Origin of the sequence: Halarsenatibacter silvermanii, from assembly GCF_900103135.1 — a bacterium.
GTDB lineage: Bacteria > Bacillota > Halanaerobiia > Halanaerobiales > Halarsenatibacteraceae > Halarsenatibacter > Halarsenatibacter silvermanii.
The window spans coordinates 105,104-123,497 of record NZ_FNGO01000004.1 but is presented as its reverse complement, the minus strand read 5'-3'; the positions used below and the strand labels follow the sequence as shown (position 1 = coordinate 123,497).

Below are 18,394 nucleotides of genomic sequence, written 5' to 3'. Positions count from 1 at the left end.
AAATATTTGAGATTATTTCGTAAAAAAGAAGGTTTTACCCTGATCGAATTTATGCTGGTGCTGACCTCTATGTCTTTTCTTCTGGTAATGAGCCTGGGCATTTTGAGAACAGGTCTGGAAAATTTGAAAGTAAAAAACGACGATACCATTTTAAAGCATGACCTCAATCTAGTAGGTCTGCGCCTAACCAGAGATATGGCCAGAGCTGAGGATGTCAGACTTGACGATTCAAAAAATTCGATTTTAGAGATGAAAATAACCAAGGAAGGAGAGGATCTGGAATGGAGAAAATACAGCTTTCAGGGAGATGATTTATGGTTTAGCCGGGAAAAAAAGGAAACAGAAGGCGGGGGAAACGGTGAAATTAATTACACCAGAAGAGATTCACTTTTGAATCAGGTTGAGAAGGTGTCATTTAAAGCTGGAACAGAAAAAAGCTCAAAATACGTTTTAGTAAAAATCATCAGATCAGGAGGAGGTGAAAAATCTTTGATATGGAGAAGGAAAACATTTCAAACTCCGAATCTCTAGTTGGCAGTATATTTTGTGGAGAAAAAGGATTTCTCTCGTTATATGTTCTGGTATTGTTGACGGTTTTAAGCCTGATTTTGAGCCTGCAGATCTCAAGGTATATCTGGCAGGTCAGAAGAGATGATCTTCTTATAGATGAAATTAAAATGGAATCTGTCATTCATTCAGGAATTTATGCTGCGCCGGTAATATTCGAACTTTCTCAGGACCGAGGAGCAGATGGGTTCACAGATATATATAAAGTCAAAAATGAAAACGAGGAAAATATTTTTTCAGTCGATATTAATTTAGAAATGGAGAGCGAAAAAGAAGGCCGGGGCATATTTTCTCTGCAGGTCGACAGGATCGATAAAGATATGAGCAGGAACTTAGACTATTATTTCGAGCAATAAAAAAAGTGAGGGGATACTATGTTCTCCAGAAAAAACACCTGTTTTATATTCTTTGGCCGGAAAGAAATTTTGAAGGTGACAGCTTTTAAGAACAGAAAAAATAAACTTGTAGTCAAGGAATTTTTTCTTGAAAAACTTTCTAAAGGGGCTGCAGAGGAGAAAGCATTCAGGGCTGAAGATGTATCCGACAGATTGAAAATGCTCAAAAACAAAAGTCAGGAAAAAATCAACCGGATCATCGCCGTGCTTCCCGAGGAATCCTCCAGCAGCAAATTTTTTCAGATGCCGGTGCTGTCCCGCAGTGAAACCAGAGATTATCTTGATGTAGAAGCTGAAAGGATGACCGAATACAGACTCAATGATGCTATGGTTGATTATTCAGTGATCAATAAAGATGCAAAGAAGATCAGTTTACATCTGGCAGCAGTAAAAAAAGAAACAATAAAGAGTTATAGAAAAATATTGTGGAGGATATATGATTGTTATCATGAGATCACTCTCAGAGCAGATTTGATCTGGCCCTTGATAAATGAGCTTTCCCAGCGGGAAAACATTATTCTTCTGGAAGTTTATCAGGATAAAGTTTTTCTCTCTGCCGGCGGGAATAACGAGATATATTTTTATTTAAGCAGAACAAGAAATAAGCGGAAAGAAGAACCTGAGTATTTTGTTAAAGAAGCCGATGAATATTTCAGGCAGGAAATCGGCCGGGAGCCTCCGCGTAAAGTTTATGTGCGAATCCTGGATGATCCTTCTATTAAAACACCTCAATTATCCGGAGGTTATAGATGGTGTGAGATTCCTTTTTCCCGCTTTCAATTTGCAAAAGAAAAGATGACCTCTGAATTTCTCAATCTTAACTCCCCTCATCTGCTGGCCGCAGTAGGAGGGATATATCGTGAGATTTAGTATATCAAATGAGAACAAAATAAATTTCGTCAATCCTTTACTGGCTTTAATGATGAGCCGTAAAAGAGAAATAGTTATATTTTTGCTTCTGGCTGTTGCTGTGAGTGTTTTTTTAGTTTTTAGGATCTCCCGGGATATTAAAGAAATTCGTGGTGAGAAAATTCTGCTCCAGGTTCGCCGGGAAGAACTTGAAGTTAAAGAGGCTGAATACCGCAGAGTCCTGAAAAATTATAATAAGCCGGATAAACATTTCAACCTGATAAAATCATCGGTTAACGCTCTGGACAGGCTGGGCAGCATGAGCAATTTAACTTATTCCTATCCCCGGATAAAAATTGAGGGTAGAGCCCACAGCGAAGAGGATCTGCAGAGAATTATTGGCAGAGCAGAAAAAGCGAGGCTAAAAGGCATTGAATCAACAGTGTTGAGGAAGGATTACAGGTCCCAACCGGGTTTCGAATTGATATTTAAAGCTGGTGATCATATTGGTTGACATATTGGTTGATAAAAAGAGCAGATTTCTGATAATCTTTATGATGCTGGCACTCTTTATATTCTTAATTCTAATATGGAGAATAACAGGGCTGGCCTCACACAGAGAATATTTAAGAGAACAAAAAGCGGAATTAAGAGCCGGGATTGAGTCAGGACAGGAATCGATCGGCGATATAAGAGGATTAAAGGCAAGGATGAAGAGTGAGGGCTGGGAGAAGCATCTGCGCGAAAAGGACGAATCGTTTTTCGTCAGCAAAATGGCTGAAGCCGGTTTCATCATGAGTGAGATAGACAACTTTCAACCAGAAAATTATTTGCTCTCTTTTGAGGAGACAGACGAAAAAATTTGGCAGGATTTTCTCCCGCTTTTGATCACTTACTCGGGATTTATGGAAGATATTGATCTAACATTTCAGAAAGTGGAAGAAGATAGAGTGAGAACAACCCTGAATTATGGTTATAATGAAAACGAAGTCTGGGCCAGCGAAAATATGCTGGCTAAAATTAAAGCGTATTTTGAAGATCATGGTCGGTCTAAGAATTTTGTTCCCCTCGATCAGCAGCATACCGAAGATCAAAAAGAAAATGAAAGTTTTTATTCTTACGCCCAGGCAAATTCAGGGCTTATCGCTCCTGAAGTCCAGACGGATGTCAGCAACTCGGTTGAAGAGCTGCCAGAATTTATCGAAGTCCAGGGGTTTTTGCAGAACAATGAAGGCTATCACTTTGTATTAAAGATCAGAGATGAAGTTATCATTGCTCCTGGGGAGATGGAAGACAGGGTATCAATAATAGAAGACGAAGAAAGAAAAGAGTATCTGCTCGAGTACCGGGGGCAAAGATTTAGTATGGATAGAAAACTTTGATTGCTGTTTTCGGGTTTTATCGGTTTTGAGAAATTGCAGGAAAAAGGATACAGAAAAAGAATGTTAGTATTAGGTGAAATTAGGGATGGAAAAATGTCAGGCAGGATTGGGTGATTTTAATGAAGATTACTCTGATTGGCATGATGGGTTCAGGCAAGTCTACTGTGGGTAAGATTATCGCCAGCAGGATAAACTGGCCTTTTTATGATTTAGATGATATCATTGAGGAGAAAACCGGTCATGTAATCTCTGAGATATTCAGCCTGGGTGGCCAGCGGGTTTTTAGAAGCTGGGAGAGAAAAATAGTCAGGGAGCTTTATGAGGAAACAGATAAGGCGGTAGTTTCTTCCGGGGGAGGAGCAGTGCTCTCTCCTAAAAACAGAAAGATTTTTTTGAGAAGCGGTCCAGTATTTTACCTGGCAGCCTCTCCCGGAGAGCTCATCGATAGAATGGATATTGAAGATCGCCCTCTCCTTTTTGAGGCGGATGATCCCGAAAAAGAGCTCAGGATGCTGCTAGAAAGAAGACTTCCTCTTTACAGAATGGGGTATAAAATAGAAACCGAAAAATTTTCTCCGGAAAAAGTTGCTGAAACCATCATACATAATTTACTTTGAAAAGATGGATCTTCCTGTAATTAACTGAAGACGAGGAGATCCGAAAAGAAAAAGGTGTTTAAGATTTTCAGAAAAGGAGATGATATTTTGTGATACTGGTGGTCAACGGCCCCAATATCAATCTGCTGGAAAAAAGAGATAGAGATTTATATGGCGGTATTAGTGCGGGCGAGATCAAAAATGAACTGGAAGCGAGAGCAGCAGAAGACAATTTTGATATAGAATGGAAACAGAGCAATTCAGAAGGAATGCTTGTCGATTTTTTGCAGAAAAACCGGCATAAGGCTCAGGGAATAATAATAAATCCGGCCGCGTACAGCCATACAAGCATAGCGCTTTTGGACTGCTTTAAAATGCTTGACATTCCCATAATTGAAGTCCATTTGAGCAACCCGGCTGCTCGAGGGAATGAAAGAGAATTTTTGACGGCTGCAGCAGCAGATGGTGTCATCATGGGATTTGGAGCTGAAAGTTATCTGCTGGCCTATCAGGAACTGAAAAGAATAATACGTTCAGGAGGAGAGCAATGAGAGAAAGACTTGAAAAAAGCTATAAAGTCATGGAGACCAGGCAGCTGGATGCTGTTCTTGTCACTTCTTTTCCCAACAGGTTCTATTTCTCAGGTTTCAGCGGGACCAGCGGTCAGCTGCTGCTGCAGAGAGAAGGCAAGAACTTTTTTATAACTGATTTCCGTTATACGGAACAGGCATCAGAAGAGACAGAGGGTTACGAAATTGTTGAGGTCAACCAGAAGAAACTGGAACAACTGGCTGAAGTTATCCGGGAGGAAAAAATAACTTCATTGGGTTTTGAGAATCGCAGATTGAATCATTATCATTATAAAAAGATAGACGATTTGACGGAAAATACAGCTCTGATACCTCTGGACAAAGATCTGGACGAGATCAGACTGGTAAAATCGAAAGAAGAAATTGAAACAATAAAAGAGGCTATCGGGATCACCGAGGAAGCTTTTTCGGAAATTTTGAATTTTATCGAGCCAGGCCTCAGTGAAAAGAGAATAGCCGCAGAATTGGAGTACATACTGAGAAAAAAAGGGGGAGAGGGGCCAGCATTTGATTTTATCGTAGCATCCGGGCAGCGATCAGCCCTGCCTCATGGAGTTGCCTCGGAAAAGAAACTAAAAAAGGGTGAATTTGTCACTCTGGATTTTGGCATCAGATACAGCGGGTACTGCAGCGATATGACCAGAACTATATTCCTGGGTGAACCTCTGGAAAAACACAGGGAGATATATGATCTGGTTTTATCCGCACATAATGAAGTTATCGAAAAGGTAAAACCCGGTTTAAGCGGCAGTGAAGCAGATGCTCTGGCCCGGGATCTGATCGAAGCGGAGGGTTATGGAGATAACTTTGGACATGGTTTGGGACATGGACTGGGAATAGAGGTTCATGAAGGTCCAAAATTATCATCACAGTCAGATACTATTTTGAAACCGGGTATGATCTTTACTGACGAACCGGGCATTTATATATCCGGGTTTGGGGGTGTTAGGATAGAAGATGATATTTTACTCAATGATGAGGGGGCAGTAGTATTAAATAATTTCACCAAAGAGCTGATAACTCTTTGATATTATTAAATTTTGGGTTTGATACGGTTGATGTGATATAATGAGCATTGATCGTTAAATTCAAGATTTTTGGTATAAACAGGAGGTTTTCTTATTGATTTCTACCAATGACTTCACCACAGGGTTGACCATCGAACTGGAAGATGATATATATACCGTCGAAAATTTTGAGCATTCTAAATCCGGGCGGGGCGGAGCATTCGTCAGAACCAGGCTGAAAAGCTTGACCGATGGTCATGTCATCAACAAAACCTTTCGAGCGGGAGAAAAGGTTGAACAGGCTCGCATCGACAAAAGAAAAATGAAATATCTCTATCAGGATGAGGACAGGCATATTTTTATGGATATCGATAACTATGAACAGACTCATTTTATGACAGAAGATATAAAGGATGAGTTGAAATTTTTGAAGGAAAACTCAGAAGTCCAGGTTTTATTTCATGAGGACAGACCTATAAAAATAAATCTCCCCACTACAGTAGCGCTGGAAGTTGTTGAAGCTCCGCCAGCAGTTAAGGGAGATACTGTATCCGGAGGGACCAAAGAGGTTAAAGTAGAAACCGGCTACAAATTAAAAGTGCCATTGTTTATAGAAAAGGGAACAGAGATCGTTATAGATACCAGAACAGGAGAATATCAGGAAAGAGCTTGATATCAGCGGCCAAACATTTAAATTAAATTCTGTTTTTTTTAAAGCATGAAAAAAACTGGAGGGATACCATTTGAAATACGTGATTGTAGGATCAGGAGTGGCGGGTGTATCCGCTGCCAAAGAAATTATTCGAGCCGATGAAAGCGGCGAAATTACCCTGATTACTGATGAAGAATACGGTTTTTATTATCGACCCAGACTTATACAATATCTTTCGGGAAATTTGAAAATTGATGACATAGTCATAAATGAGATCGATTGGTTTCATAAAAACGGAATAGATCTTCAGCTGGGTGAGAAGGTCGAATCCATCGATTTTGCCAGCAAAGATGTTTATTCTGGACAGGACAGATATGATTACGATAAATTGCTGCTGGCCAGCGGTGCTAAACCTTTTGTTCCTCCGGTTGAAGGAACAGATCTCGACAGAGTTTTTACTCTGAGAGATGCCGATGATGCTCGAGAAATATACAGCAGCGCTCTTGAGTGTGAAAAGGTTGTTGTTATAGGAGGGGGACTTCTCGGTCTGGAAAGCGCTTATAACCTGCAGAGAGCCGGGCTGGACGTCACCGTGGTGGAGACTACAGATTATATTTTAAACCGTCAGCTCGATGAAAAAGGAGGCAAACTCCTCGAAGAAAAGCTCAAAAATATCGGCATCAATTTCAAACTCAGCTCTATTGCCACAGAAATAAAAGGTGAAAACAGTGTTGAAAGCGTTGTTTTTAAAGAAGGCGGACAAATTCCCGCCGATCTTGTTCTTTTTTCCACCGGAATCCGTCCAAATACAGAGATATGCGAAGATCAGGATATGGAAATTAACAGGGGAATAATTGTAAATGAGAAAATGGAAACTTCAGTTGAAAATGTTTTTGCGGCGGGGGATGCTGCTGAATACAACGGTCGTGTCTTCGGTATCTGGGGTCCCTCTATGGAGATGGGCAAAGTAGCCGGAAAAAACATGGCAGGAGCAGAGGCTAAATTCGGAGGTTATGTGCCTTCCCATAAATTGAAAGTTGCTGAAGTCAACGTAACCTCACTGGGTATCCTTGAGGAAAAGGAAAATATTGAATCTGAAATCATCAAACACGGGGAGAGCTATTGTAGGGTTTTCAGAAGTGACGACGATAAACCTGTAGGGGCGATTGTGGTAGGAGAATATGAAAAAGAAGATGAGATAGTAAAAGAAATAAAAGCTGAATAATTATCTCTCGGTTTGAATGATATAAAGACCGGGAAAAGCGAGAGGTGAGCTTCATGGTAGATGAAGGTATAGAAGTATCTGAGGAGATCGGTGAGCTGCATATAGCTGATGAAGTTGTGGGAATTATAGCAGGTATGTCGGCTGTAAAAGTTGATGGCATATATTCTATGAGCGGTGGTTTTGCCGGAAGTCTGAAAAATATGCTCGGCAAAAAGGATCTTTCCCGGGGAGTAAAAATAGAGATAGATGATGATATGGTGGATATAAGCCTTTATATCGTCGTCAAATATGGAACTTCTATTCCCGAGGTCGCCTGGCAGATACAGGATAATGTTAAACAATCAGTAGAGGGGATGACGGGCCTGGAGGTAATAAACATCGATGTTCATGTTCAGGGGGTCGAATTTTCTGCTGAAGAACAGGAGTTGGAGGAGGGAGAGGAATGAATTTTGTCAATAAGATCATACTTATTTTGCTTCTGGCCGCACTAATGGTTTTGTCCCTCATCCTGGCTTTATTCAGCTTTGCCGTAACTGGAGAAGAGCTTTTAGCTCAGCTGCAGGAGATGCTGTATGGAAGTTTGAGTGCAGGCATTTCATTTTCAGTGATTTTTGTCCTGGCAGCCTGGTCAATATATCCTTTTTTCAAAAAGGGAGCCGGGACAGCACTTATAAGTTCCTCTGAAGAAGGGGAAGTGAGTATATCTCTCAAGGCTATGAATAAGATAATCAGAGAGGTTGCCGGCGATGAAGATAATGTTGATATAAAGGATTCTGAGGTGAATTCAAAACCGGACGGACTTTATGCCCGCCTGTCTATTTCTGTAACAGAAAAGGGAGATATTCCCTCTCTGACTTCGCGGCTGCAGAGAAATATCAAAAATCGTCTCAGGAATATAACCGGTGCGGAAGTTATTTCAGTTGAAGTGATGATCGAAAACGTTGAAACTGAAGAGGAGATGGAGGAATATCATCCCCGGGAAGAAAGTTCTTCGACAGAAGAGCTCTCTTCCGAGGAGAGAGAGGATGAGGATAAAACAAATATTGAAGATAAAGATCTTGAAAATCAAGCCGAGGATTCGGATGCAGGCGATGAAGAAGAAATAGAAGAAGAGAGCGAAGGATCTGGCTTTTTTGGCTGAGCAATAGCTTGAATGCATAAGGCTCGGGAGGGATAGCTGGCATGGATGAGGAAAGTTTTAAGTATAAAATAAAAGAACTCATCTCTGAAAATATGAGAGAGTTATTGGGAGCATTAGCAGGACTTTTAATAGCAATTATGCTGCTATCTTTTGGGGTTTTACGCACAATAATTTTGGTTGTGTTTACAGCCTGCGGATTTTTGATAGCCAGCAAAGAAGATCTCAAACGGGATATTAAAGATCTGGTGAATAGGATCATCTCAGGCTAATTTAGCAGAACAAACAGTATCAGGATGGTGTATTAGTAAAAAATGAAAAATCTTACCAGACGACAGGAAAGAGAACTCGCGCTTCAATATTTATTTGCGCTTGAAAGTCAGCAGAAACTGAAAAAAGAGCTTTTCCCTGAGGACCTGGAGGAACTGCCGGTCTCCGCCGAAGGTGTTTCCCGTGATGCCTATCATCTGGATATAATTTTTGGGATTAACCAAAATTTAAAGGGTATAGATAGGGAAATATCCCGGCATCTGATCGAATGGAGATTTGAAAGAATAGCTATGGTCGATAGGAATATTCTTAGAATTGCAGTTTGTGAGATTATTCATAATGAGGAAGTGCCTAAAGCTGTGGCTATAGATGAAGCAGTAGAGCTGGCAAAGAAGTATGGTTCAGAAAAATCTCCAGAATTTATTAATGGTGTTTTAGCTCAGGTAGGGGATTGATTTTTCAGAACTGTGTCCTGAAGTGGAGGAAACTTATATGGAATTCGAACCGATTAAAACCAATAAAGTTTATGAAGAGGTAATAAATCAAATAAGAGAGATGATTTATCGGGGGGAGTTAAGTCGGGGTGATAAGCTTCCCTCAGAGAGAGAGTTAAAAAAAGAACTTAATGTCAGCAGGGCGTCCATCAGGGAAGCTTTTAGCGCCCTGGAGATGATCGGGTTGATCGAATCACGGCCTGGCGAAGGCACTTTTATTAAAACCGATGCAGATCGCAATCTGCTTGAGCCTCTTTCTCTGGTTTTGATGCTGGAGAATGATATAGCTCAGGAGCTTTTAGAGTTGAGAAAAATACTGGAGGTCGATTGTGTTAAATTTGCCTCGGAGAGAATAACAGAGGAAGAGCTTGAACAGCTGGCCGGTTATCTCGCAGAGATGGAGGAGATGAGCGGTTTTGAAGAAGAGAGCATAAAGCTGGATAAAAACTTTCATCATACCATTGCTGAAGCCGGGAAAAATAACGTGCTTTATTACGTAATGACTTCGATAATGGATGCTATGGATTTTCATATCAAGCATACAAGAACTACACTGGTTTCCAGGCCGGAGACGATGAATCAATTTACCGTCCAGCACAGGAAAATTTTTGAAGCTGTAAAAGCAGGGGACTCTGATAGCGCAATGAAAAAAATGGAAGAACATCTCGAATACGTGGAGAAACTAATTAGCAGGGAAATAGAAGGTTGAAGGTTATTTAGAATTTAAAGCTTAATATTATGAAAATTAAAATTTTGTAGCCGAAAAAAATTGTGAAAAATATAATTTGTCTAATTAAAAAAATAATTTACAAATCAAGCAGGATTTCTTACCGTGAATGTTGAATCGTTATTATAGGCAATGGTCTGACCATCATATCTTTGGTTTTTTCGATTTTTTAGGTCATTGTCTGCTAGTTTTTAAAAATAGAAGTTGAATACACCTATTTTGTTCAGCTAAAAAAATCTATAAAGTCCAACAAAAGATTTTTATCCACCAAATCTTCAGGGAGGGATTTTAATCAAATGGAAAAGACAGTTGTGAATGATCTTATGAATATTGTCGGCGAAAAGTGGGTTGATACCGATGCGGAAAGAGTCTTTAGTTATGCCAAAGAGTGGACGATTGAAAGTTACGGCCTGGTAGCACCTGAACCTGCTGAGGACTGCGTGGTAGTCAAGCCCTGTGAAGCACAGGAAATTTCTGAAATAATGGAATATGCCAATGAGAATTCAATACCAGTTTTGCCCAAAGGCGGTAATACTGCTCTTTCCGCCAATGCCATACCTGATGAGCCGAGTATTATTATTGTACTGGAGAGAATGAATGAAAAGATAGAGATTGACGAACAGAATATGACCGTCACTTGCGATGCTGGAGTCACACTTGAAAGCTTACTCGAAAAGCTTTCGGAACATGACAAGCTTTATTTCCCTCTCCATCCTGGTGATGAAGGGGCTCAAATAGGTGGAATGGCCATCATGAATGCCGGGGGAGTTAGAGCTGTAAGAGATGGTGTTATGCGCGATCAGATCAGGGGATTAAAAGCGGTTCTTCCCACGGGTGAAATTGTGGATTTTGGCAACAGAGATGGCAAATTGATAAAAAATAATGCTGGTTATGATCTGTCACATCTTATGATCGGCAGCGAAGGAACTCTGGGGATCGTCACCGAAGTCACTCTGGATTTAAAGCCTGAACCACCTTACAGTGCTACACTAATAATTCCTTTCGAAAAGCGAAATGATGCATTTAGAGCAGTTCCAGAAATACTTCAGGAGGGTATAATACCTCTAGCTATTGAATATGTGGAAAGAGAGCAGATCCTTGCAACTGCTGAGGACCTGGGTAAAGAGTGGCCTGCCACTGAAGGAGCCGGAGATCTGATGGTCATTCTGGCCGAGGATTCAGAGGAAGATTTATTTGAATCAGCCGCTGGAATTGAGAATATATGTGAGGAGCACAATTCAATTAACACTTTAATGGCGGACACCACTCAAGAAGAGAAAGAACTGCTGGAAATAAGAAGTCACTTTTTGCCAGCAATTGAAGATGATGTTGTCGACTGCCCGGATATAACCGTGCCCCGCAGCGAACTTGGAGATCTAATGGACAAATTGGACGAGCTATCTGAGGAATATGATGCCGATATGCCGCTTATGGCTCATGCTGCCGATGGAAATCTCCATGCATTTATTATGCTGGAAGATCCAGAGGTTGATGAGATACCTGATTATTACGAAGAGCTAAAACATGACATGTATCAGGCAGCTCTGGATCTGGGCGGCACAATAACAGGGGAGCACGGAGTGGGAGCACTGAGGAAAAAGCAGCTCAAAATGCAGTATACCGAAAGAGAGATAGAGATAATGAAAAGTCTCAAACAAGCTTTTGATCCTAACAATGTACTCAGCCCTAACAGGATTGTCGATATCGACTGAGCTTAAAATCAAATCATGGAGGCTTAAAAGATGGATATAATTGTATTAGTTAAAGAAGTTCCTGACATGGAAAAAGTCAAGTTTGACCGGGAAAGAGGGGTTATCGACAGAAGTTCAGCCTCTGCACAAATTAACCCTTTCGATCTCAACGCTCTGCAGACAGCTGTCGATTTGAAGGAAGAAGTTGGAGGTAATATTACGGCAATCAGTATGGGCCCTCCCAGCGCTGAAGATTCTCTTAAGGAAGCAATAGCCCGCGGAGCCGATGAAGGTATTCTGCTGACCGATACTTCCTTTGCCGGAGCTGATACCTGGGCTACCTCATTTATCCTGTCCCAGGCCGTCAAAAAAATAGGTGATTTTGATCTGGTAATCTGCGGGGAGATGAGCGTTGATGGAGATACTGCCCAGGTAGGTCCTCAGGCAGCTGAATTTTTGGACATTCCTCATGTGGCTTTTGTATGGGATATAGAAGAAATTGTTGACGAGGGTCTGGTAGTCTGTACCGATATGTGGTCGAGCAGCTACCGTCAGCAGGTCAATTTTCCCGGTATGATCACTGTAACCAAAGATATAAACACTCCACAGCTGCCCTCTCTGCAGGATAAAATGAAGGCGAAGAAAGCTGAAATAACAACCTGGGGGCTTGATGATTTTGCTGAGCTGGATATCGAAGACGACGATGTAGGTCTTTCCGGATCCTACACCAAGGTGAAAAATATTGTTGTTCCACCTGAAACCAGCCGTGATAGCAAAATTTGGGATGATGATTATCAGGAAGGCCTGGATGAACTTATCGAACTGTTGGCCGAAAAAAGGAGGCTATAACGATGAGTCGTGATTTGAGCGGAGTGCTTGTATATGCTGAACAAAACGCAGGGGAGATTCATCCGGTCTCCTATGAACTTTTGCAAAAAGGCAGACAGCTGGCTGAAGACCTGGGAGAAGAACTGATCGCTATTGTGCTGGGACCGGAAGGACTTGAAGCTGATGAGCTGGTTTATCGAGGGGCCGACAGAGTATATTGTATCCAGGGTGAAGAGCTTTCCCAGCCCAATTTAATTACCTATAAGGATAATCTTAAGAGATACATCATTGATGAGATAAAGCCGGAAATAATTCTTCTGGGGGCAACACCTTTTGGCAGATCTCTGGCTCCCAGGCTGGCGATCGCAGTTGATTCAGGTTTGACTGCTGATTGCACCGATCTGCAGATAGATGAAGAGGATGGAAGACTTATACAAATCAGACCCGCATTTAGTGAAAATATTCTGGCCCACATTAAATCCACTTCTGATCTACAGATGGCGACGGTGCGCTATCAGGAATTCGATGAAGCCGAAAGAGATGATAGCCTCGAGGGCGAGATAATTAATGCCGAAGCAGAAAGATCTAAAGATCACGGTCTTAAAGTTCTGGAAAGATTGGCCGGTAAAGAAGTTAATATTACCGAGGAAGATGTCATAGTGGCCGGCGGCAAGGGCCTTAAAAATCCCGAGGACTTTTCCCTTCTGGAGGAGCTGGCCGAAAAATTGGGCGGCGAAGTCGGAGCCTCACGTGATGTAGTTGATGAGGATTATATCGGCAAAGAACATCAGGTCGGTTACAGCGGTCATCGCGTAAAACCGGTAATATATATTGCCTGCGGAATTTCAGGCGCCCCCCAGCATCTGGCCGGGATGAAAGAATCGGATACGATAATAGCGATTAACAATGATCCATCCGCACCCATATTTGAGCACTGTGACTATGGGATTGTCGGCGATCTATATGATGTAATTCCCGAGATGATCGACAGGATAGAAGAATCAGCCTGATATGATAAAAGGCATATAGAATTAGTTCTTTGTACAAAATAAAAGATTAAATATCCCCGGTTTTATCCAATATGATAGGCAATTACAATAATTTTAGCCGGAAAATATTTTTAAACGATAAAATCATCAAAATCCTTATTACAAAGCCGGGGATTATCACTGTTCAAAATTTGAAATGCGGGGGTGATATTATGTTATGATAATTATATCTAAATTGAAAATTCATAATAAATAATACGTTCACAATATTATTCTTTTAATATGAGAACATATATTGTCGATCAGATGGTCACCTTTTTGGGAGAGAGGAGAAAAAATGTAGTTCTGGCTTTAAGTCTAAATTATTTGAATTATAAAATCAGTAGAGGAGTAGATAATTTATGCTAGCACTGTTAGCAGCTATTCCGATAATAATTGTAGGTGTGCTGATGATAGGCTTTATGTGGCCTGCTATGAAGGCTATGCCTTTGGGCTGGATTGCCGCGGTGATTATTGGAGTAATCTGGTGGGATATGCCTTTAAACTGGATTATGGGTGCTTCTATAGGCGGAGTGATTGATGCCTTTGGAATATTATTGATCGTCTTTGGCGCTCTTTTGATTCTGCAGCTTTTAAAGGAAAGCGGCGGCGTGGACAGCATTTCTTATTCTATGGCCACCGTATCCACTGATAGAAGGGTACAGGCTCTCTTACTGGCATTTCTCATGGGGGCGTTTTTTGAAGGGGCTGCAGGCTTTGGAACTCCTGCTGCTGTAGCTGCGCCTCTTTTGGTAGCGCTGGGTCATCCCCCCCTTATCGCAGCAACAATAGCTTTAATAGGCAACAGTGTTCCGGTTTCCTTCGGAGCCGTTGGAGTTCCTATCTGGGGCGGCTTTGATGTGGTGGACGGCCTGGTTGAACTTCCCCTTGAAAGCATGGGAGCACAGATCGAAACCTTCAGAGCATTTTTGGAATCGGTAGGAGGCTATGCTGCTATATTGAATGGCAGTATGGCAATTTTCATTCCCCTGGCTATAGTAGGAGTCATGACTAAAATTGCTGAAGGCTCTCTGCTAAAAGGATTGAAAGTTTGGCCGCTGGCAATATTTTCGGGTTTGATTTTTGGACTGCCGATGATTTTCATTGCAAATTTTATCGGTCCGGAATTGCCCTCTCTGCTGGGTTCATTAATAGCGCTGCCTATTTTCGTATTCGCCGTGCGGCGTGGATTTTTAGTTCCTGGAGACGAATGGGATTATCCGGACAAAGAAAATTGGGAGGATGAATGGGAAGACGAAGTCGAAGCTGAAGCAGAGATACCCGATCCCGATGAACTTACGGTTACGGTAACACCTTTTAAGGCCTGGCTTCCCTACCTGATTATTGCAGCTGTTCTGGTGATTACCAGAATTGAAGCTTTTGGCCTGGTCGGTACCCTGCAGGGGGTTGAAATAGGCTGGGAAAATATTCTGGGCACTGATGTTTCTGAAGCTGTTGCACCTCTTTACAATCCGGGCATAATTCCGTTTATTTTGGTAGCCTTGTTTATTCCTTATCTGCTGGGAATGGAAAAAGGCAAAGCTTCTAAGTGCTGGATGGAAACATTGAGTACTGTTAAACCTGCAGCTATAGCTCTATTTTTTGCGGTAGCCATGGTCTATGTTATGATGAATTCTGATCCCGTAGTAGAATATACTATGTTAGAAGAAATGGCCTTTGCCACTGCTAATATTTTTGGAGGAGCCTGGCATTTTGGAGCTCCTTTTGTAGGGACTCTTGGTGCTTTTATATCCGGTTCCAATACAGTTTCCAATATAATGTTCGGTGCTTTTCAGTTTGAGACTGCTATGGCTGCTGGAGTAGAGGTCATTCCCACACTCGGATTACAGACTGCTGGTGCGGCCGGCGGTAATATGCTCTGTGTTCATAATGTAGTGGCAGCAATCACAACTGTTGGGCTGGTAGGAAAAGCAGGTCTGGTCATGAGAAAAACCATACTTGTTACGATACTATACGGTCTGTTCATTGCGCTTTTAACCACTTTTCTGGTAGGTACATTATATGCAGGGATTTTCTAAAAGAAATATAATAACTTAACTCAGTGTAAAATATACTAAAGTAAATTTCAGAATCGGCCGGGAACACAAATCGATTTATAAGTTCCTGGCCTTTTCTGAAAAAAAATAATCGAGGGGGTATTCCCTTGAAATTTGATATACCTTATGGCAAAGAAAACATTTCTTTTACAATAGAGAATGATAGAATAGAGGGGGTGCTGGAATCCAGAGCAAATGAGTATGAGCCCGAAGCTGATCAAAAAGCTCTGGTTGACAGCGCACTGACAGATCCTATAAATTCGCCTGATTTGAAAGAAATTGCCCGGGATAAAAAAGAAGTGGTAATAATATGCAGTGACCATACCCGACCTGTCCCCAGCAGGTTTATAATTCCTCCTATGCTTGCAAAAATCAGGGAGGGTAATCCTGAAGCCAGCATCAAGTTATTGATCGCAACAGGATTCCATCGACCTTCTACTGAAGAAGAACTTGTAGATAAGTTCGGCCAAAAGATCGTTGAAAATGAAGAAATAATCGTTCACCGCAGTGAAAACAAAGATGAAATTGTTCATCTGGGTTCGCTTCCATCAGGGGGAGATCTTGAACTAAATAAACATGCCGTTGAAGCTGATCTGCTTTTGGCCGAAGGTTTTATAGAGCCTCATTTCTTTGCAGGATTTTCAGGCGGACGCAAAAGCGTTTTGCCCGGAGTGGCCAGCCGTGAGACCGTTCTCGGCAATCACTGTGGTGAATTCATTGCCCATGAAAATGCCAGAACTGGAATTTTAGAGGGCAATCCCCTGCATAAAGATATGCTTTATGCTGCCGAAAAAGCAGAGCTGGAATTTATTGTGAATGTTGCCATCAATCAAGACAAAGAAATTATTAACGCTTTTGCCGGAGATTATAAAAAGGCCCATGAAAAAGGTTGTGAATTTGTAGCCCGATTGGCCGGAGTCAAAGCAGCTCCTGCCGATATCGTTATAACAACCAATGGAGGTTATCCTTTAGACCAGAATATTTATCAATCTGTGAAAGGCATGACTGCAGCGGAAGCTGCCTGTAAAGAGAATGGCGTAATAATTATTGCCGCTGAATGCTCGGATGGTCATGGAGGGGAAGGTTTTTACAATACATTTTTAGAAGCTGATAGTGTTCAGCAAATACGAGAAGATATAAAAAGCCGAGATATGTCTGAAACAGTACCTGATCAGTGGGAATCACAAATCCTGGCCAGAATTTTGGACAAATTTGAGGTTATTATGATCACCGGGGCTCCTCGAAAAATGGTGGAGGATATGTATATGTATAAAGCCGAAAATATGGATGAAGCTTTGAGTATGGCCGAGGACATGGTAGCAGAGGTTAAACCCGGGATAACCGTAATTCCTGATGGTGTATCTGTTATTGTAGAAAAATAAAAGCTTTTTGGAGAGAAGACTGAAGCGGAGCGGAATAGGAGAAGGTCGGTAGGTTGAGAGCTCAACCTACCGACTTCCTCCTAATGTCCTCCTTTAATAAAAGATTTTTTGGCAGGCTTTGCCTCCAGTGTATTTAAATTTTCTCAAAAATTATTTTGCTACCGGGCGGGCAGCAATTATTTTTGCTGCCTTTTTTTATTTTTAGGATCTTCTTGTATTCAGTTGATTAAAAGGTGTGTAAAAAACCTCATTTAGTTGTACTGGAAGATATAAAGCTTCGTTCACAATGAAATTTTTCCCCGATCTTATACGATATCTATCAGCTGATAACAAGAAGATTCTATTTTTAAACCTTCGTAATATACGCAAATATCTCCGGATAATTAACTTGACAAAAAAAAGATCATGTGGTATTTTTAATTATGGTTGTTAGCACTCTTCCGGAGTGAGTGCTAAAAGGAGGGGAGTGTGATGAAGGAGCAGGTTTCGGATCGGCAAAAAGAAGTTTTACTGGCTATAATTGAGCAGCATATTTTAACAGCGGAGCCGGTTGGATCCAGAACACTGGCTCGCGAGTATGATCTGGGTTTTAGTCCAGCTACCGTGCGCAATGAAATGGCCGACCTTGAAGAAATGGGCCTTGTGGAGCAGCCTCATACTTCAGCCGGCAGGGTTCCTTCTGATCTGGGATATAGATTTTATGTTGATAATTTGCTGGCGAGTGATTTCAAAAAACCGGAATCTATCACCAAATATTTAAAAAAGCTATCACAAAAGAAGTCCGGTCTTGAGGATATAATGTCGGGAATGGCCCGCATGCTGTCGCAGATGACCCAGTACACTGCCCTCTTGAGTGAACCGGGTTTTTCAGCCGGAAAAATTTCGCGTCTGGAGCTTTTTCCTGTAAATAAACGGCGTCTGCTTCTGGTACTAATCACTGATGCCGGACTGGTGACCAATAAGGTAATTCCTCTGAAGGAGGAGTTGACTGAAGAACAGATAGAAGATTTGAAAATTGTCCTCGCTAAAAGGATCATCGATAAAAATATAGATGATATAGATGAGGAATTTTTGCAGTCACTCGAGCAGGAATTAAAACGAAGGTTAAATTATACGGAACAGATAATTTCCGTTCTGCAGGAAGAGTTGAATAAAGTTTTGAGTCAGGAAGAGATGAAAGTATATCTTGAAGGTACGAATTATATCCTGGAACAGCCCGAATTTAACGATATCTCGGATTTGAAACAGATTATGAAAGTTCTCGATAAAGAAGAAAATCTCAGAGAACTGCTGCAGGGCCTGGAAGAAGAACTGGACGTTAAAATTGGACGTGAGATTCATCTCGAAGAGATGCAGAATTGCAGTCTGGTTTATGCCACCTATCAGCTGTCCGATCAGGCCAGAGGCAAACTGGGAATCTTGGGGCCGACGAGGATGAAATATGTACAGGCTATATCGGCAGTTGATCTGGCTTCTGAGCTATTGAGCCAAATAATTTCCAGCACAGGCAGGTGAT

Annotated in this window: 21 protein-coding genes; all 21 read left to right on the top strand. The window is 41.5% G+C overall.

From position 1 onward, the window contains the following. Positions 1-6 precede the first annotated feature (6 nt). The 21 genes from BLT15_RS03315 to hrcA all read left to right on the top strand — a co-directional run bounded on the left by BLT15_RS03315 (position 7) and on the right by hrcA (position 18,393). The gene (locus BLT15_RS03315; RefSeq protein WP_089758634.1) at positions 7-531 is read left to right on the top strand and encodes a pilus assembly FimT family protein; all 525 of its coding nucleotides are present in this window, start codon (positions 7-9) and stop codon (positions 529-531) included. Further along, positions 495-923 carry a hypothetical protein gene (locus BLT15_RS03310; protein WP_089758632.1) on the top strand — a complete coding sequence of 143 codons (429 nt, stop codon included), beginning with the start codon at positions 495-497 and terminating at the stop codon, positions 921-923. Before BLT15_RS03315 ends, BLT15_RS03310 begins: the two co-directional genes overlap by 37 nt. Before the next feature lie 18 nt (positions 924-941). After that, positions 942-1,832 (top strand): pilus assembly protein PilM, encoded by an 891-nt coding sequence (gene pilM, locus BLT15_RS03305; protein WP_089758630.1) that lies wholly within the window; start codon positions 942-944, stop codon positions 1,830-1,832. Further along, positions 1,822-2,325 carry a hypothetical protein gene (locus BLT15_RS03300; RefSeq protein ID WP_089758628.1) on the top strand — a complete coding sequence of 168 codons (504 nt, stop codon included), beginning with the start codon at positions 1,822-1,824 and terminating at the stop codon, positions 2,323-2,325. The genes pilM and BLT15_RS03300 overlap by 11 nt, the downstream gene beginning before the upstream one ends. After that, positions 2,318-3,193: a hypothetical protein gene (locus tag BLT15_RS03295; protein ID WP_089758626.1), complete on the top strand. Its 876-nt coding sequence runs from the start codon at positions 2,318-2,320 to the stop codon at positions 3,191-3,193. The genes BLT15_RS03300 and BLT15_RS03295 overlap by 8 nt, the downstream gene beginning before the upstream one ends. A 119-nt stretch (positions 3,194-3,312) precedes the next feature. Then, entirely contained in the window at positions 3,313-3,810 is a 498-nt protein-coding gene (locus BLT15_RS03290) for a shikimate kinase (protein ID WP_143423003.1), read from the top strand. 89 nt (positions 3,811-3,899) lie between these two features. Further along, the gene (locus BLT15_RS03285; RefSeq protein WP_089758622.1) at positions 3,900-4,340 is read left to right on the top strand and encodes a type II 3-dehydroquinate dehydratase; all 441 of its coding nucleotides are present in this window, start codon (positions 3,900-3,902) and stop codon (positions 4,338-4,340) included. Then, positions 4,337-5,407 (top strand): M24 family metallopeptidase, encoded by a 1,071-nt coding sequence (locus BLT15_RS03280; protein WP_089758620.1) that lies wholly within the window; start codon positions 4,337-4,339, stop codon positions 5,405-5,407. Before BLT15_RS03285 ends, BLT15_RS03280 begins: the two co-directional genes overlap by 4 nt. Before the next feature lie 94 nt (positions 5,408-5,501). Then, the gene (efp, locus tag BLT15_RS03275; RefSeq protein ID WP_089758618.1) at positions 5,502-6,059 is read left to right on the top strand and encodes an elongation factor P; all 558 of its coding nucleotides are present in this window, start codon (positions 5,502-5,504) and stop codon (positions 6,057-6,059) included. Positions 6,060-6,138: 79 nt separating this feature from the next. Further along, positions 6,139-7,263, top strand: a complete 1,125-nt coding sequence (locus tag BLT15_RS03270) for an NAD(P)/FAD-dependent oxidoreductase (protein WP_234985487.1) — start codon at positions 6,139-6,141, stop codon at positions 7,261-7,263. 53 nt (positions 7,264-7,316) lie between these two features. Next, the gene (locus BLT15_RS03265; RefSeq protein WP_089758615.1) at positions 7,317-7,709 is read left to right on the top strand and encodes an Asp23/Gls24 family envelope stress response protein; all 393 of its coding nucleotides are present in this window, start codon (positions 7,317-7,319) and stop codon (positions 7,707-7,709) included. After that, positions 7,706-8,404, top strand: coding sequence for an alkaline shock response membrane anchor protein AmaP (gene amaP / locus BLT15_RS03260; protein WP_089758613.1), 699 nt, complete (start codon positions 7,706-7,708; stop codon positions 8,402-8,404). The genes BLT15_RS03265 and amaP overlap by 4 nt, the downstream gene beginning before the upstream one ends. Before the next feature lie 41 nt (positions 8,405-8,445). Beyond that, entirely contained in the window at positions 8,446-8,673 is a 228-nt protein-coding gene (locus BLT15_RS03255) for a DUF2273 domain-containing protein (protein ID WP_089758611.1), read from the top strand. Positions 8,674-8,715: 42 nt separating this feature from the next. Then, the gene (nusB, locus tag BLT15_RS03250) at positions 8,716-9,126 is read left to right on the top strand and encodes a transcription antitermination factor NusB (RefSeq protein WP_089758609.1); all 411 of its coding nucleotides are present in this window, start codon (positions 8,716-8,718) and stop codon (positions 9,124-9,126) included. A gap of 37 nt (positions 9,127-9,163) precedes the next feature. Then, positions 9,164-9,874 carry a FadR/GntR family transcriptional regulator gene (locus BLT15_RS03245; protein WP_089758606.1) on the top strand — a complete coding sequence of 237 codons (711 nt, stop codon included), beginning with the start codon at positions 9,164-9,166 and terminating at the stop codon, positions 9,872-9,874. Between the two features lie 314 nt (positions 9,875-10,188). After that, the gene (locus BLT15_RS03240; RefSeq protein WP_089758605.1) at positions 10,189-11,604 is read left to right on the top strand and encodes an FAD-binding oxidoreductase; all 1,416 of its coding nucleotides are present in this window, start codon (positions 10,189-10,191) and stop codon (positions 11,602-11,604) included. Between the two features lie 30 nt (positions 11,605-11,634). After that, positions 11,635-12,432 (top strand): electron transfer flavoprotein subunit beta/FixA family protein, encoded by a 798-nt coding sequence (locus tag BLT15_RS03235; RefSeq protein WP_089758603.1) that lies wholly within the window; start codon positions 11,635-11,637, stop codon positions 12,430-12,432. A gap of 2 nt (positions 12,433-12,434) precedes the next feature. Next, complete coding sequence (locus BLT15_RS03230; protein ID WP_089758601.1) at positions 12,435-13,421, top strand: electron transfer flavoprotein subunit alpha/FixB family protein; 987 nt, start codon at positions 12,435-12,437, stop codon at positions 13,419-13,421. Between the two features lie 380 nt (positions 13,422-13,801). Next, positions 13,802-15,478, top strand: coding sequence for an L-lactate permease (locus BLT15_RS03225; protein ID WP_089758599.1), 1,677 nt, complete (start codon positions 13,802-13,804; stop codon positions 15,476-15,478). A gap of 125 nt (positions 15,479-15,603) precedes the next feature. Continuing rightward, positions 15,604-16,878, top strand: a complete 1,275-nt coding sequence (gene larA, locus BLT15_RS03220) for a nickel-dependent lactate racemase (RefSeq protein ID WP_089758597.1) — start codon at positions 15,604-15,606, stop codon at positions 16,876-16,878. 471 nt (positions 16,879-17,349) lie between these two features. Beyond that, positions 17,350-18,393 (top strand): heat-inducible transcriptional repressor HrcA, encoded by a 1,044-nt coding sequence (hrcA, locus tag BLT15_RS03215; RefSeq protein WP_089758595.1) that lies wholly within the window; start codon positions 17,350-17,352, stop codon positions 18,391-18,393. Position 18,394: the final 1 nt, after the last annotated feature.